The organism is Ensifer adhaerens, assembly GCF_020035535.1.
Lineage (GTDB): Bacteria > Pseudomonadota > Alphaproteobacteria > Rhizobiales > Rhizobiaceae > Ensifer.
Map to the genome: position 1 here is coordinate 1,086,396 of NZ_CP083350.1, position 15,486 is coordinate 1,101,881.

Consider the following 15,486-nt stretch of genomic DNA (forward strand, 5'->3'; position numbering starts at 1 on the left):
ACAGGTTCCGAGCGGGTTCATTGCACAAGGCCCTGCGGCAATACGATGCGCGCCGACAGGCCACCGCTCTCGCGGTTGCGCAGTTCGAGTTCGGCGCCGGTTCGGTCCAGCGCCCGCTCGACGATGCTGAGACCAAGGCCGCTGCCGACCGATGTCTTGAAGCGGCCGCGGAAGAAGCGCTCGGTCACGTGCGGCATTTCCTCGTCGGGAATGCCGGGGCCCGTGTCGTTGATCGCGATGACGAGGCGGCCGGCCTCCTTCTCGCCGCTGCAGGATACCGTTGCGCCTGATGGCGAATGGTTGATGGCGTTTTCCAGAAGGTTGCGTGCCGCCAATCGGAAGAGGTCCGGATCCATGCCGATCTTTATATCGAATAGCCTTGCGTCGATGGCGACGTCGACCCGGTGATGGCCACCGAGTTCGGTCCGCAGACCCGACAATATATCGCCGACATTGAAGGTTCCTGCCGGTTTGGTGCTTTCGGTGGCTTCGACGGAGGCGATGTCCAGCAATTGCCGCACGAGTTTTCCGGTTCGGTCGACCCCGGCGACGATCTGGCCGAGGGCCTTTTCGCGGATCTCGCCGTCGTCGCTGGCGAGCGCCACCTGTGCTTGCGTCTTGAGGCCGGCAAGCGGCGTGCGCAGTTCGTGCGCGGCAAAGGCGATGAAGTTCTGTTCGCGCTCGCGGGCGCCGGCAACGCGGGCGAAGAGGCCGTTCAGCGACTTCAGAACCGGGCTGATCTCGCGCGTCGTGCCCACATCTTCGATCGCGTGCAGATCGGAGGCCTCCCGCGCGGCGAGATCGCCCGCGAGTTTCCGCAGCGGTGCCAGCCCGCGCCCGACGCTGAGCCAGATCAGCACCGCGAGTAGGGGAATGATCAGCAGGGCGGGCAGCAGCAGCCCCTTGACGAGATCGTTGACCAGCCGGTCGCGGATGCGCAGGTTGTCGCCGACAAGGACGCGCACGCCGAGGCTGGCATTCTCCACCGCGAAGACGCGCCAGGTTTCGCCATTGATGACGGTTTCCGAAAAACCCATCGCGTGCGGTGCCAACGTGGTTTCCGGCGCGCTGTCCGACTTGCCGATCAGGGTGCCGTCGAGCGACCAGATCTGGCAGGAGAGTTGGCGGTCGTAATGAGGGTGCTCGAGCAGGGGAATCTTGATGGCGCTCTGGGCCAGACGGTTGGCATCAGTGTCGGCTTCTTCCTTCATGATGTCGGGGCTGACGATCAGTGAATTCACCATCCGCGCGGCTTCCATCAACCGGGCATCGAGCACCCGCTCGACCTCGGCGCGCGTGCTGAGGAAAATCCACACCGTGGCCGACAGCCACAGCAACCCTGTCGTCAGCAAGAGGATGGCGAAGAGGCGGGTGCGCAGTGACCGCATCAGCTGGCCCCACCCAGCCGGTAGCCGATGCCCCTCACGGTTTCGATCAGCCCCGGCCCGAGCTTGTTGCGCAGGTGGTGGATGTGAACCTCGACGGCGTTGCTTTCGATCTCCTCCTGCCAGCCATAAAGCCGGTCTTCGAGTTTGGTCTTCGAGAAGATGACGCCGGGGTATGACATCAGCGTGTGCAGGATCGAATATTCGCGACGCGAAAGCTGCACCGGCTTGCCGGCCCGCTCCACCGATCGCCGGGCGGGATCGAGCCGCAAGCCAGCCCATTCGAGCGCAGCGGTCGCGCGGCCAGTGGATCGCCGCGCCAGCGCCCTGAGCCTTGCTGCGACCTCGTCGAGGTCGAAGGGTTTGCCGAGATAGTCATCGGCGCCGGTATCGAGGCCGGCCACGCGATCGCGAACCGTATCGCGGGCTGTGAGCAGGAGAACGGGGGTATCGTTCTGGCTCGAGCGCAGGTCTTTCAGGACATCCAGGCCCGACCCGTCGGGCAGCATCAGGTCGAGCACGATCGCGTCGAAGCTGTTGGCGGCCAGCGCCGTCGTCGCCGCGTCGCAGGTGCCGACGGCATCGGTGGTGAAGCCGGCCAGCGCCAAGCCGACCTTCAGGCCGTCTCTGAGGATATCGTCGTCTTCGACGATCAGGACTCGCATTGTTATTCCTCACATTTCCGAGAGCGGAACTCTTGGCTCGCTCCCTTAAGGCGGCCTTAAGGTAGGACTTCCCTCTGAAGCGGCATTGCAACAATCGAATCGTTGAATGCCCGATATGACCGAACCAAACGAGCCCTCTTCACCCACGTCCGATCACAAGACCGGCATCACGCTCACCCGCCGCAGCCTTTTCGTCGGTGCGGCTTCGCTGTTCGTCACCGGCTGCGCGACCACGCGTCCGGCGCCGACGGTGACGCCGGCAGCGGTTGCACCCGTCCGCGCCGCGGCCGGGTCGCCCGTGCCGCCGATGTACTACGCGATGCCGGATGAGCAGTTTCCGATTCCCGAGGTCAAGATCGCAGAGGTCGATCCGAAGTTCTGGCGGCAGGAAGTGGACTATCCGAGCAGCGAACGGCCCGGCACGCTGATCGTCGATACGCCGGCGAAATACCTCTATCACGTGCTACCCGGTGGGCGGGCGATGCGCTACGGCATCGGCGTCGGCCGCGAGGGTTTTGCCTGGTCCGGCCGGGCGATCGTCGCCTACAAGCGCAAATGGCCGCGCTGGACACCGCCGGACGAGATGGTTGCACGCCAGCCGAAGCTTGCTCCCTACAGCATCGCCAATGGCGGCATGCCGCCGGGCCTCAAGAACCCGCTCGGGGCGCGAGCGCTGTACATTCACAAGGACGGCAAGGACACGCTCTACCGCATTCACGGCAGTCCAGAGGCGCATTCGATCGGCAAGGCGGTGTCGTCGGGCTGCATTCGCCTGCTCAACCAGGATGTCGTCTACCTCCATGATCAGGTCCGCGACGGCAGCACCATCGTCGTCATTCCGGATCCGACCAAGGGCGACATGGCGATCGGTTAGGTGAGGGCAGGGAGCGAGCGCGGGAATTCTGCAACACTTCGAAAACGAGTACCGCCTCGCGCAAGCGATCCACGCCAAAGAAAGATTTTCACCACATTTCGGTCACGGTTCGGCCCAACAGCCTTGGGCCTCCCCTCGGACCTCCCAACCGAAATCTCCAACCCTGGAATAGAATAAAGTGTCGATGAATTTGTCCCGCCGCTCGCTGCTCGCGGTGATCGCCAGCTCTGTTTTGAGCGCTTGTACGCAGATCCCCAAACCGGAACCGAAGCCGAAGCTGATCGAGCCGATCACGGGCGACGGCGGCTCTCCGGAAAAGGCGGCCGATGCGGCGGGCGTGCCGACGAAGACCTTCGATTATGCAAGGGTCTACGCTCCGGTGAAGGATGAAGGCTACGACGTTCCGGGCATCCAGTACACGGAGATCAAGCCGCAGTTCCTGCGCCAGGAAGTGGCCTATGCCACCAACGAGCCGCCCTATTCGATCGTCGTCGATACCCAGACGATGTTCCTCTACTATGTGTTGCCGGGTGGTCGCGCCATTCGCTACGGCGTGGGTCTCGGTGCGGCGGGTCGCGCCTGGAAGGGACGCGCTGTCGTACATTGGAAGCGCAAGTGGCCGCGCTGGACGGTGCCGGACGATATGGTCGCGCGCCAGCCGCACCTCAAGAAATACGGCATCGATGCCGGCGGCATGGATCCGGGTCTCGACAATCCGCTCGGCGCGCGCGCCATGTACATCTTCCAGGACGGCCAGGACACGCTCTACCGCATCCACGGCTCGCCGCAGTGGCGCTCGATCGGCAAGAACGCATCGGCCGGCTGCGTGCGCATGTTGCAGCAGGACGCGATCGATCTCTATGATCGCGTCAGGGGCAAAACGCCGCTGCTCGTTCTGTGACGTGCCGCGCTTCGGCGTGATCTTCTAGGGTTGCCGGGACGGATTGCTTCAGAGCGGCTGAGGCAGCGGCAGTCCGTCCGGGCCCATCTGCATATAGTTTGGTGACTGCGGCAACGGCTGCGAGTCCGGAAGTGGTTGTGCTCCCGGCACCGGCTGCGACTCTACCATGCCGCCGCCCGAAAGGTCGGCGACGACGATCGGCGTGCCGTTCGGCACGCGATTGTAGAGATCGACTACATCCTGGTTGATCATGCGCACGCAACCGGACGACACGGACTTGCCGATCGTCCACCATTCCGGCGAGCCGTGGATGCGATAGAGCGTATCCTCGCCATTCTGGAAAATGTACATGGCGCGGGCGCCGAGGGGGTTCTTGAGGCCGGGATCCATGCCGCCCGCCTCGATGCTGAATTGCTGCAGCTCAGGCTGGCGCGCCACCATCTCGTTCGGTGGTTTCCAGCGCGGCCATTCGCGCTTGTACTGGATGACGCCGCGACCTGCCCAGGCGAAACCGGCGCGCCCGAGACCGACGCCGTATCGCATCGCCTGGCCGCCTTCATAGACCCGGTAGAGAAAATGGCTGCCGACGTCGACGACCAGCGTTCCCGGCTTCTCGCCCGTCGGGTCGGCGACCATCTGGCGATAGAAGCGCGGATCGATCTTCTCGTAGGGGATGGCCGGCAGCGGATAGGTTTCGTTCGGCTTCTCGCCATACATGTCCGCAAGGAACGCGTTCGTGTCGGGGACAGGTTCCGGCGCGTAGGAGCGCGTCACCATCGGCCGCGTCGAAGCGCAGCCGGCTAGACCGACAGCCGCGAGCCCCGCGGAGAGTTGCAGGAATGTGCGGCGGCGGATCTCTCTTTCAGGCATGGAACCCTCGATCGTCCTCTTGTTCGCTCCTGGCGATGCAACCGGCCTATTAGGTCAATTTTGCGTCGCCAGCCGACGAACGATCAGAGGCCGGCGTAGGGATCCGCCAGCGCCGCTTCGGGTCGGCTAATAGGATACTTAGTTCCCGAGATCTTGGCGGCCAGCTTTTCTGCGCCGTTTTTCTCAAGTAGCGCCCGGAAGCTCGGATGCATGCCGCCGTCGACATAGGCGTTGAGCGGCGCCGGCGTCTGGTTTGCCATCAGATCGGCGAGCTTTGTGTCTTCCGACTGCAGCTTCGCAACAAGCCCGGCGTCGGGCGTTGCCGTCACCGCCGGGCAGGCGGCGAGCGGATCGGACGGTTCGCCATCGGCGAAATCGGTGTTGAACACATAGCGACGACCGCAGGCCGAAACCTTCGGCTGACGCTTCGTCGCTTCGAAGATGTCGTAGCCCTGCTTGATGTTCTTCCAGAAATCGAAGTTCGGGTCGCCGCGGTGCTTGGCCATGTTTTCGGCCGTCATGCGGAAGGGATAGGCCTGCACCTGGAAGGTGCCCTGGCCGCCGGCGAGCGCCCGCTGGACGACGGCATAGATCTCGCCGACGCCCTGGTCGGTCAGGGCGTAGCAGCCGGACGACGAGCAGGCGCCGTGCACCATCAACGCTTCACCGGTGTAGCCGAGGGCCGATTCCAACCGGTTCGGATAGCCGAGATTGAAAGACAGGAAGTACTGCGACTTCGGGTTCAGCATGCCGGCGGAGACATGGTAGAAGCCTTCCGGCGCCTGGCGGTCACCCACCTTCGTCTTCGGGCCGAGCTTTCCGGACCAGCGGCACATCGGGTAGCTCTTCAGCAGCGCGTATTGGCCTCGGCTGTTCTGTTTCCAGATCTCGAGTTCGCTTTCCTGCTTGAAGATGCGCACCAGCACCGGGCTTTCCGGCTTGCTGCCGTTCTTTGCCATGGCAGCGATCAGCTTGGACGGGATCGGCGGCGGTTCGCGCACGTCGTCGGCATCGAGCGCCATGCAGCCGGAAAGCGCAAGCGTCATCGCTCCGATCACCAACGCATGCCGCATCCGACGGACTTGCGTGAAGAATTTGCCAGCATAGGGCGTTTCGGAAGAGGTGCTCTGTATCGTCTCGCGCCGCATGCGGGCTCCTGGCTATGCTGCCGCCGCCAAGCGTCCTGCGTTCGGCGCGGTTGCCGACGGCTCGCGTTCGACGCAGGGCGGGTCGGCTTCAAGTTCAGCGATTAAGCGGTGGCAGCCCTGGCGGCAAGCCTTTGTCCTGGGCGCTGGCGATCAACAATACTTGAACGCGCGCCGTCATAGCTGCCCGCTGATTGGGTCGATGTTGAGACAAGATGGTGAATTTTTTCTCAACGAAGGCGTCCTGATCGCGCGGACTCTTCAGTCCCGTGGTTCGCTGCCGGGTGCATAGACGGTCTTCTGCTTGAAGGCAAAGACGTTGCCGCAACGGCAGCGGACCATGTGCTTGGCAGGATCGGGAGAGGTGCGCTCGGTCGAGAAACCCTTGGGCATCACGTCGATGATGAAGCCGCGGTTGCCGCCCTTGGCGCTGTCGTTTTCCGACGCTTCGGCAAAGCCGGCGGCTCCGCATTTCGCGCATTCCAGCTTTCTCGAATACCGATCCCGCGATGCCATGTTCAATCACACTTGATAGCGCTGCCGCGTCCGGATGGCGGCGGCGCTGGGGTTGCCCGAAACACCGACCTATAGGAGGCGGCTCGCCGTTTCAAGTTTGCCCGTCGCTGCTGCGGCGTGTCCGCGTTGGCTTAACGATATCCCGTGGCATCGGCCGGCTTGTTCGCCTCCATTACTTCGCGCATGTAGCGCCAGCAATCGGGCCGCGAGCCGTCAAGGTCGTTGAAGCCGTAGACCTGAGCCAGTCCACCGCTCGACAGCGACTGACCGTTCCAGCGGGCCTTTTCCGCATCCGCCGCGAGTGCTGCGATGGCGCGGCCGACGAAGCGCGGTGTTTCCGAGATGACGAAATGCGGTTGGTTTTTCGTCGCGTCCTGCCAGTTGTTTTCGCCGACCTCGAAATGTTCGAGCATCATCTCCGAGCGCATCCAGCCAGGTGTGATCGAAACCGAGGTCGCACCATGCGGCGCCAGGTCCTTGGCGTGCGCCCAGGCCATGCGGTTCGCTGAAACCTTGGCAAGGTCGTAGAAGGGCGACAGGCGATAGTTCTCTGCATTGTATTCGGCAGTGCCGTCGGTGACCTCGACCAGCAGGCCGCCCGGCCTTTCGATCATCAGCGGCAGGGCGTAGTGGGCGGTAATCAGGTGGGTGTCGACGCCAAGGTGCAGCAACTTCAAGCCATTTTCGAGATTGTGTTCCCAGACGGGCTTGTTCCATTCGAACAGCAATTCGCCGCCCCAGACGTCGTTGACCAGGATGTCGAGCCGTCCCTGTTCGTTGCGGATGCGGTCGACAAGCGCCTCGACCTGCGCCGGCTGCAGGTGATCGACCTGGACGGGAACGCCCTTGCCGCCGAGGCTGGTGACGATCTCGGCTGTTTCCTCGATCGTTTCGGGTCGCCTGTAATCGGACTGCTGCTGCCGGGTGGTGCGGCCGGTGACGTAGACGGTGGCGCCGGCCGCTCCGAGTTCGGCGGCGATGCCGCGCCCGCCGCCGCGCGTGGCGCCGGCGACCAGTGCGACTTTTCCTTCGAGCGTCATGATTTTTCTCCTTCGAGGCCAATTGATGTTGATTGCGCTCCGTTGATTCGTCGCTGGAGGCACTATCACTTATTGATTTCACTACTGTTTCACGGGAGCTGTCTAACTGGCGTGGGTCGTTCGCTCCGATAGTTATGTCCGTTCTCGTCACCGGCTACCCACAGGGCAAAAAAAATGGGCCCGCGAGGCGGACCCATTTTCGATCATCAGAAGAGGTTAAGTTCTATCCGACGATGTGGCGCACATCCTCGAGACGGTAATATCGAGTCGCGCCTCCGGTGACGTCAAAGATCGGCTTGATCCCTCGATCCTCGAGGTCCTTCCGCAGTTTGCCAAGGAAGATTTTGCATCGCGAGGACAAGTCGGCCAGAGATACGTGCGCCTTCTTAAACTCGTCCAATGACCGAGCGCAGATTAAGTTTTGGCGGGTAAGTCTCAGCGGAGACACGCCTTCAATCACGTTGAGATATCCGAGCTCTACAAGTTTAAACACGGTTTTGTCGCGGGTTCTCAGGGCCGTCTTAGCTTGCAAGTAACTCATCAGCCCCGGGGTCTCGCTAGTCTTTTTACCCGCCTCCCGCGCGGCAATAAGACGCCCAGCGTCAATATACTGTTGAACCTCGGCTGGATCGACGGCGAGACCATTAATCAGGCTGTCTGTGTGAACGCGCCGAAGTGATGTGAGTTTGCCGTCCAGTCCGAGAGCAATGATTTCCTCAAACTTACAACGGGCCTGCCTCGCAACTTCGGTAAAGCTCTTCAACCCTTCACGCTCTGATGCGGAAGCTTCGGTTGCATCGAGTTTCGCCTGAAAGGCATCGAAGTCACTCGGGCGAATACGTGAATATGTTCGCGCATGATTGCTGCTAAACGTCTCCACCCGGGGAATGAGGCCTGCCGCCAAGATGGCGCTCGTCCTCGCCATACTAATTCCCATTGCGTTCGAAAGGTCGCGCGACGTCATGGTTTCGAGGGCCGCGGAAAGAGTCGCGTGTGCCTTCTCCGCGTTGAAGTAGACGCGCGTGCCAACCAACTCGGACGGCTCGATCAGGCCAGCCTCAAGGACCAATTGATAGACGCGATCTTCCATCAGCTTGTATTCCATGCTGGCCGAGCGCACGGAGTGCAGATGGCGTCGGCGGGTCGGGAGGACGAAAAGTTCGTCCTGGCCGATTGGCAGGCACCGCTCCGCGATATCCTGGAAGAGCTCAACGACTGGCAAAAATTCTTCCTTGGAACAATTGCGGAGTAGCCAGGGGCGCAATTTCCCGAAGAACAGCTTCATATCCGAGGCAGGAGGCTTCACGCGCTCGACCGTAGTAGCAATGAACGCCTCAATCTGCTGTACCCCTTGAGAGGCTTGCTCGAACCCTGCCTCAACGGCTGACAAGCTGGCAAACAATTTTTCCGCTTTTGGCCGGTGCTGCTGCTCGAAGTATCCAAGGTTGCGGCAGAGATCGAGCGCGACGTATGTCTCCAGGCTATCGAGATAGGGATTGGCCTGGTCGCCTTCGATCCGCGCGGCCACGTAGGCATCGACTTGCATGGAGTCGACCTTCAAGACTTTCTCGGCTTGGCTTTCGATCGCTGCCAGGTTGTTGGCCGCGAAGCGTGAGAAATCACCCTCATCAAGCTCGCTGGCAGGCGCTTCGACAATTTCGCAGCCATGCACGAGGCAGCCTTGGGTCGCTCGAGTCATCCAGGGCACGCGGACATACGGTCGGGTGTGGGGTCGACCACTACCCCCTGCCATGTCCCCCAGCACGCATTTTGGGCAATAGCGATGACTGCGCCCAATACGCATATCCCGGCTCATCGACGCCGCCCCCAGCCTCCAAGTTGAGTGTCGTTCGGTCGTGATGTTGTAAGACTGCAGTACGTGTGGCTCGACGCCAGACCACTCGGCGAGGGTAGAAATAGCCTCAGGGCTGCCCGAGCGAACAGCGTGGGCGTTCGTATCTGTAAAATCCAGGAACTCGCGCACCGAGGAATATCCATTCGCGATTGCCAAACGCGAAAGCAAGCTCATGCGTGTTTCGTCTGAGTGGAAATCAACCGTCACAGGAAGGGTCATTTTTCAACCTTTTTGGAGCGGACACGCTTGGCGGCCGGAACAAGATCAATGAGGGCATTCTTTCGCTCGAGGTTGACCCACGACTCCGCAGTCATGATGTTTTCGGCAACGAGGCTACCTGACACGCGCCCATAGACGAATTCAAAGTCCTTGGGCCCGAGATGCTTGTGGCTTTTCGAAAGCGCCTTGTAGGACGCCGCGCGGATCATTTCGATCATGGTGCCTACGCCGCCATCCGTTGCCCGTACAAACCGGCCCAAGAAGTCATCCGTCAGGAGCTCTGGGGCAAGTTTCAAGCCGCAGTGATCGGACGCGATATCAGAAAGGATCTTGACGATCGCGACCTGGTCCGCGGGAAAGCCGTACTTTTCGAAACGCATCACCAAGGATCGATTTGCCAGCTGTTGATCGCCCGTAAACAGAGTTGCGAGCTCGGGGACGCCGCTTACGATCATATGCAGGGGCCATTCAGGGATCGAAAGCAAGCTCTTGAAGCGATCTTGAAGTCCCCTTACCGCGGCCTCGGAATTGCTCTTCATAAGATGCTGCGCCTCATCGAGGTGCAACAGGATGGTGCCCCGCAGCCGGAGTTGCTTCTTGAGCGTGCTGTAGAGATCGTCCTCATTTGAAGCGCGGTTTGCGGGCAAGCCCAGTTGTTGGAAGATATGGATCGCCAGATCCTTTGTGGTACACGCGCGATCAACCTCCAAGCCGATGAAGGGCATCATGAGCTCATTGAATTCATTCCTGTAGGGTTTGAATGCCTCGAAGCTGTTGAGTACGTGGTTGATGGAGGTCGTCTTCCCGCTCCCGGATTCACCGATAACGGCGAACAGACGACGGCGACTTCCACCGCCCGCCAAGCAATCCTGGGCGTGTTCCCAGAACTCCTCGATACGGGTGCGAAGGCTGTCGCTGCGATTAGAAGAAACGTAACGCTGATTCTCGCGCACACGGAGGCCACGGAGGTCGGCACCTTGGCTGTTCATATTAGTAATCCTCATCATACTGATTGAAATTGGATACGGACCGCGCGCTATCGGACACGTCGCCCTCGTCTTCGTTCACCTCCTCTGCGCCCTTCATCATTTTTTCCTTGGCGAAGAGATCGGCGCGATCCACCGTCAGGCCGAGATGAAGGGGGTCATCGGCAATCGGTCCTTCTTGGAGCAGGGGTACTGTGTCTTCGGATTTCGTCACCTTCCAAGACCCAAAGACCTCGGCTTCCCATTTCAGGAAGTCGGGGGCAGTTGGAATGCGCGGGGACAGACCGGCACGAAGGGTCGCGGCTTCGCCGTTTGCGCGAAGGCGGTTGATCGCTTCGTTCATTACCTTCAGGCCCTGTTCCGCCGCGGTGGCGTAGTGCGCCCGCAATTCGTTACGGGCGGCAAGCCACTCAGCAAGCGTGACGCTGTCGTCGATGCCGACCGTGTTGCGGGCGACATGCCATCCCTTGTCCGATTTGAAAGCAACGTGTCCTACACACTCCGGATCGAACTTGATCGGAATGTCGATCTCGCCGTGCTTGGTGAACATCCGCTGGAGCTCTGGGTCGTTGAAGGTGATACCCATGAAAGTGACCCCATAAGGCGTGATACGGCGCTCGGTCTTGTGGCCAAAGATCTGCAACATTTCAGTCGGGCCAGGCGGGTAGTCGATCTCATACTCCTTGCAAGCTTCGACCCATGCATTGTGGGGCGTGTTGCCGCCGAGGCCCGCGTGAGGCTTGTTGTGATAGATGTCGCAGATTGCGAAGATGAAGACCTTGATAAGCTCCTCGACCAACAGCGAGGCATGCTTCTGGGGATCGTAGTCGCCCTTGGCCACAACGTTATGGAAGGTCAGTCCGTCAAAATACGGCGCGATCAGAATGCCGATCGTGTGAAACAGCTTCTCGATGAACGGACGGCACGCGGGCTGTCCGGCGGGCGGGCGTGTAGCCTCAATCCTTGCCCGGCGCAGTACATCTTGGGTCTTATTCGAGATGAACTCCGTGCCATTGTCGTGGCTGATGAACCGGGGTCGAATTTTAGCAATCCACGGAGTTTGTGCGCCCACATAGTCCGAGATATGGCGCTTATCCGTCATGATCATACGGATGGTCGCGACGGCTGACGCACCGTTGGGGTTCAAGCTCGCCTTGAGGGCAAGCAATTGACGTGTGGCCACATCGATAGCTCCACCGAAGTAGATACGGACACGTGGGATTTTCTCCTGAACCTCCTGCTGCAAGACATTCCAGATGCCGGTCTCGACCAACAGAGACATCAGATCAACGTTGAAGAAGTCCATCTCGATGCGCTGGCCCGGTGCGACAACGTTGAAGCTACGGCGGATGTTCATGAACTTGCGGATCGCGAGTTTCTCTCCGAAACGAGCCGCCATGACGTGGAAAGCATCGAACTTGGCAATCATTGCCTCGAACTTTTTGCGCGAAACCTTGTCGACGCGTCGGGACGCTGGAAGCGTCTCGTTGTGGGCCTGCCTAGCCGCAATGTACGAACGGTAGGTAGCGGCCTTGGTTGGGCGGGTACGATCCAGGTAGCCGGTAGCCATTTTGTGCGCGAAGGCGATCGAGGCTGGCTTGTAGCTGTACAGCTTTGGACCCGGCCCATGATGACGCGGAAGGAGCGACATCACGTCCATGTCGCTGCCAATATACAGGTCGTACCAACGCTTGAACGTCTTCGCACTGGGGCGCTTGAACACAGTCAGCTTTGCGGATTGGTCTGCGCGTCCACGCATGCGCGCGTCATCGGCATTGTCTTCCAGTTCGACAGCTTCATCAACGATCTGCTTGCGGTACTTTTTGAGGTAAGGTTGCAGGGTTGCCTCAGTGAAGGGGATACGCTTTCCGAGCTCTTCACAGTCAGCCATGAAGCGCAGCACGTATTGCTCCCGCCACAGAGCAGTGGTCTGATGCTTGGGCGGACGATCTTCGAAATTGTCGTCTCCAAAAACCGCTCGGATGCCTTGCTGAGCGACGCTGTTGTAACCGTACGCAAGAACCGCTTTCTTGTTATCGAGCGCCGAGTAGATCTCCTGATGGGTGAGGAAGATTTTGCGCTCGGCGTTGTTCTCGGCTTGCATCATCCAGCCGAGATCGTCGCGTTTGGTTGGGATGAAGCACTCGTTGCGTTGCGTGCACTCGTAGCGATCGTTGTGGTTCATCGCGACGAGCGAGTGATGGAATTGGCGGGAAGGTACAGGCTGGAAGTCCATCATAAGATGCTCTCCTAGATTTTTTGGGGTCGGATCAGGCGCGACGCAGCCAGGTCAGCTCGTCAATCCGCCCGCGTGAGACAGGTTGGAGAACGCCGCGATCAATCAGACGCCAGATAGCAGTCCGGCGCTTCGCTCGGGGCCAGCAGCCCAACAGCAACTGACCAAAGCGGAAGGTGTCGGGCATTTTCAGCAAGATGTTGTGGAGGACGGCGCACTCCGCATCGTCGTGATGATCGCGGGACGACAGGAGGAAGAAGGCGTTTTCGAACGCCTCGTACGTGGCCTGCGCATCGGTTACCAATGCGACGGCATCGGCTACGCCAGGAGTAGCCGCTCCGTACTTGTCGACCCCCGTGATGCCGTTTGCGCAGATGCGATCCAGGAGTTGGAGCATCTCTTCGCGTTTGGGCTCATACTTCACCGCAATGGCAATACGCGTTCCGTCCGTCCATTCGGCGAAGTAGTCGAAGGTGTGATGACGGGCGGTTCCATCATCATCGACATATTCCACCTTCGGGTATTGGGAGATGAGCCGTGCAAGGCCCCGGTAGGTTTTCAGCACCAGGCTTACCCGATGCTCAAGCTCGCTCTCATGGTAGATAACAGTGTCACCATGAAATACGTGGCCACGAGCGGTTTTCGCCTGCTTCAGCGCAGGAGTACGAACGGCGAGACCGTGATCCGGTTCACGCCAAACCGTGGTCGAGCGTTCCGCCCTGTCGGTGTCGGCCCCACGGTAGTTGATGGATCCAGAAGGTGCACGATGAAGGTCGTTCAGCGTCAGTGAACCCGCAGGAAAGGACAACTCCTGCATGCCAGCGCGTTTCAGATAGAGATGTTTCGCAATCTTGTGAGTGTGAAGCACGGTATCGCTCCGAAAATTGGCAAAGCTTCGCCCTCGGGCATCGCGGCCCGCGAAAGTCGCCAGTTGTTTGAAAGGGGTTAGGCGGCGCGTACGCCGAGGATCGTTAGTACCGGTCGAACGACTTGAGGCGATTGCCGACCGCTGGGGAGAAATAGTCCTCCACTTCGCTCAGCATGAGCGTTTCAAGCTCGGGCACGCCGTCGGGGAGAAACACTCCCGCGAGCTGCCAGTGCTTCGTCCACACATAGCGACGTTTTGAGCGCACAAGACCGTTCCGTCGTGTGACGGCATTGCTTCCCGGATTTGACATGAAATCTATCTCGCCCTTATTTGCCGAAATCCCCGGACACCTTGTCGGTGGTTTCAGCTGTTTCGCCGCGTTCATCGCGACGAGGGCACAATCGTCTTTTTCAAAGTTAGCCGCGCCTGCCCAAATGAATCTGAATGTGATTCATTTGGGTTGTAAAATACAATCAAAGATTGCGACGCTAAAGCAGCTTCTTCTTGCGAAGTCACGGCCTGGACGTCGCTTCCAATGAAAGCAACGCAGCTTGGACGATTTGTCGGATAGACGGTCAGTGTCGGGAAGCGTCTTGAGCGCGCAAGTCGTTAAGGCCGGTGGCCAACGAAACCTAGTTAGCGCTCTGCGCTGTGCAGGGTATTCGAAAGAACGACATTGCGCTTCCCTCTGACGGTTGTGCTAATACGAATGACACCGGCAATAGGCAAAGTCGAGATCCCGAGGTTAACCATTCGTTAATGAATGGAAACATGGTTAATGATACATCGAAACGTGTTTTAAACGCCCATCGCTACGTCCTTACCTCACCGAACTCCCTAGCAGGAATCTCGCGCCACATCATATTTCAATGGGAAGATAGGGATTTTCTGTAAGGCTCGACGCGATCCTGCAAGGGCTATCGGTCCTAAGCTGACATGTGAGTTCGGACTGTGAAATGGCTGCTTTGCCGTGCACCGACGAATTGGTGGGAACTCGGCCAAGTGAAGGGACCTCTTTCGAAATGGAGAAAGCCGACCAGGCTTTCGCCCGGCCGGCTCTCGATCAGCAGCAGCAAATCGAACGTTCGCGGATTACGACGCAGCACGGAGGTTAATGAAATCTCCGTCGGACGCTTCTGGGTCGCGTGGCAAAATGACGTCATCTGGTTCTTCAAGCGTCGTCAGCAAGATATCTCTGAATCCAGCACTCCCAGCGATGGGTGCCTCCATGGGTGTGACCATGTGGAACAATTGCTTCGTCAGAACTACGCCCTGAAATGGCTTGAGGTGTGCAACGCGTTCGATCGAGCGAAGATTATGGGCGAGGATTGTGTCGCCGCCGATCAGACCTTCGGATTCGTCGATTACGTTTAAGATGACCAGCGGCTCGTCGTCTTTGTGAAGCCAGATTGGGCTGCTGAACGTCGGCTTGCCGAGGTCGGTGAAATAGCGAACGCAGTGAACACCGATCGTTACCTCTTCCTTCATGAAGGTATAGGCAGCCAACATCAGGCTAAGGTTTTTTTGAACCAACCGCTGAAAAGCAACGCTGGCGATTGCGTCGTTTGCAATGGGTCCGAAGATGCGTACCTTCCCGCCGTCCAAGGGATTGGCGAGGTATGTCTGAGAGTAGGTCTGGTCCTCAGCAATGGAGATCGCGCCGGTCGTCGGGCGCATACGCAGCTTGAGATAGGCGCGGCGGCGAGTATCGCCGTAGGGATCAACATCGAGGCTGCGGTAGGTTTCCTGGAAAACCGCCCGGTCGCTCTCATTTATCGCATAATAGCTCTGAGGCAGGATGGCCCATCCACCGCCGCGAATGGCAGCCTCGGCTTCGTCGCCGCCTTTCTCTGCCGAAAGAGAGCCGGCAGCGGCTTCGAGGAACGTTGTAAAGTGGGGCATAATTTTCACTCCGATGTTGCGGAC

The 15,486-nt window shown here is 59.7% G+C and carries 14 protein-coding genes; 2 read left to right on the top strand and 12 right to left on the bottom strand.

The window, feature by feature from the left end; all coding sequences use genetic code 11:
* Positions 1 to 17: 17 nt before the first annotated feature.
* Entirely contained in the window at positions 18 to 1,388 is a 1,371-nt protein-coding gene (locus LAC81_RS25405) for an ATP-binding protein (RefSeq protein ID WP_223729906.1), read from the bottom strand.
* Entirely contained in the window at positions 1,388 to 2,050 is a 663-nt protein-coding gene (locus LAC81_RS25410) for a response regulator transcription factor (protein ID WP_223729907.1), read from the bottom strand. Before LAC81_RS25410 ends, LAC81_RS25405 begins: the two co-directional genes overlap by 1 nt.
* 115 nt (positions 2,051 to 2,165) lie before the next feature.
* Here LAC81_RS25410 and LAC81_RS25415 point away from each other — a divergent pair, with 115 nt between their 5' ends.
* Together LAC81_RS25415 and LAC81_RS25420 are read left to right on the top strand one after the other, a co-directional pair.
* Positions 2,166 to 2,924 carry a L,D-transpeptidase gene (locus LAC81_RS25415; RefSeq protein WP_223729908.1) on the top strand — a complete coding sequence of 253 codons (759 nt, stop codon included), beginning with the start codon at positions 2,166 to 2,168 and terminating at the stop codon, positions 2,922 to 2,924.
* A 184-nt stretch (positions 2,925 to 3,108) separates the two neighbouring features.
* On the top strand, positions 3,109 to 3,825 hold the full coding sequence (locus LAC81_RS25420) for a L,D-transpeptidase (protein ID WP_223729909.1): 717 nt from the start codon (positions 3,109 to 3,111) through the stop codon (positions 3,823 to 3,825).
* Positions 3,826 to 3,873: 48 nt separating this feature from the next.
* Here LAC81_RS25420 and LAC81_RS25425 read toward each other — a convergent pair whose 3' ends face one another.
* The 10 genes from LAC81_RS25425 to LAC81_RS25470 all read right to left on the bottom strand — a co-directional run bounded on the left by LAC81_RS25425 (position 3,874) and on the right by LAC81_RS25470 (position 15,462).
* Positions 3,874 to 4,695: a L,D-transpeptidase family protein gene (locus LAC81_RS25425; RefSeq protein ID WP_223729910.1), complete on the bottom strand. Its 822-nt coding sequence runs from the start codon at positions 4,693 to 4,695 to the stop codon at positions 3,874 to 3,876.
* An 83-nt stretch (positions 4,696 to 4,778) separates the two neighbouring features.
* The gene (locus LAC81_RS25430; protein ID WP_223730319.1) at positions 4,779 to 5,768 is read right to left on the bottom strand and encodes a L,D-transpeptidase family protein; all 990 of its coding nucleotides are present in this window, start codon (positions 5,766 to 5,768) and stop codon (positions 4,779 to 4,781) included.
* 333 nt (positions 5,769 to 6,101) lie between these two features.
* Complete coding sequence (locus tag LAC81_RS25435) at positions 6,102 to 6,356, bottom strand: hypothetical protein (RefSeq protein ID WP_113538348.1); 255 nt, start codon at positions 6,354 to 6,356, stop codon at positions 6,102 to 6,104.
* A gap of 131 nt (positions 6,357 to 6,487) precedes the next feature.
* Positions 6,488 to 7,396, bottom strand: a complete 909-nt coding sequence (locus LAC81_RS25440) for an SDR family oxidoreductase (protein ID WP_223729911.1) — start codon at positions 7,394 to 7,396, stop codon at positions 6,488 to 6,490.
* Between the two features lie 223 nt (positions 7,397 to 7,619).
* A complete protein-coding gene (locus LAC81_RS25445; protein ID WP_223729912.1) occupies positions 7,620 to 9,470 on the bottom strand; it encodes a TniQ family protein in 1,851 nt (616 codons plus the stop codon).
* Positions 9,467 to 10,459 (bottom strand): ATP-binding protein, encoded by a 993-nt coding sequence (locus LAC81_RS25450; protein WP_223729913.1) that lies wholly within the window; start codon positions 10,457 to 10,459, stop codon positions 9,467 to 9,469. The genes LAC81_RS25445 and LAC81_RS25450 overlap by 4 nt, the downstream gene beginning before the upstream one ends.
* 1 nt (position 10,460) lies before the next feature.
* On the bottom strand, positions 10,461 to 12,695 hold the full coding sequence (locus tag LAC81_RS25455) for an integrase catalytic domain-containing protein (RefSeq protein WP_223729914.1): 2,235 nt from the start codon (positions 12,693 to 12,695) through the stop codon (positions 10,461 to 10,463).
* 31 nt (positions 12,696 to 12,726) lie between these two features.
* A complete protein-coding gene (locus LAC81_RS25460; protein WP_223729915.1) occupies positions 12,727 to 13,560 on the bottom strand; it encodes a hypothetical protein in 834 nt (277 codons plus the stop codon).
* A 103-nt stretch (positions 13,561 to 13,663) separates the two neighbouring features.
* Positions 13,664 to 13,870 carry a hypothetical protein gene (locus tag LAC81_RS25465; RefSeq protein WP_223729916.1) on the bottom strand — a complete coding sequence of 69 codons (207 nt, stop codon included), beginning with the start codon at positions 13,868 to 13,870 and terminating at the stop codon, positions 13,664 to 13,666.
* Positions 13,871 to 14,652: 782 nt separating this feature from the next.
* Positions 14,653 to 15,462, bottom strand: a complete 810-nt coding sequence (locus tag LAC81_RS25470; protein ID WP_223729917.1) for a 2OG-Fe dioxygenase family protein — start codon at positions 15,460 to 15,462, stop codon at positions 14,653 to 14,655.
* Between the last annotated feature and the right edge of the window lie 24 nt (positions 15,463 to 15,486).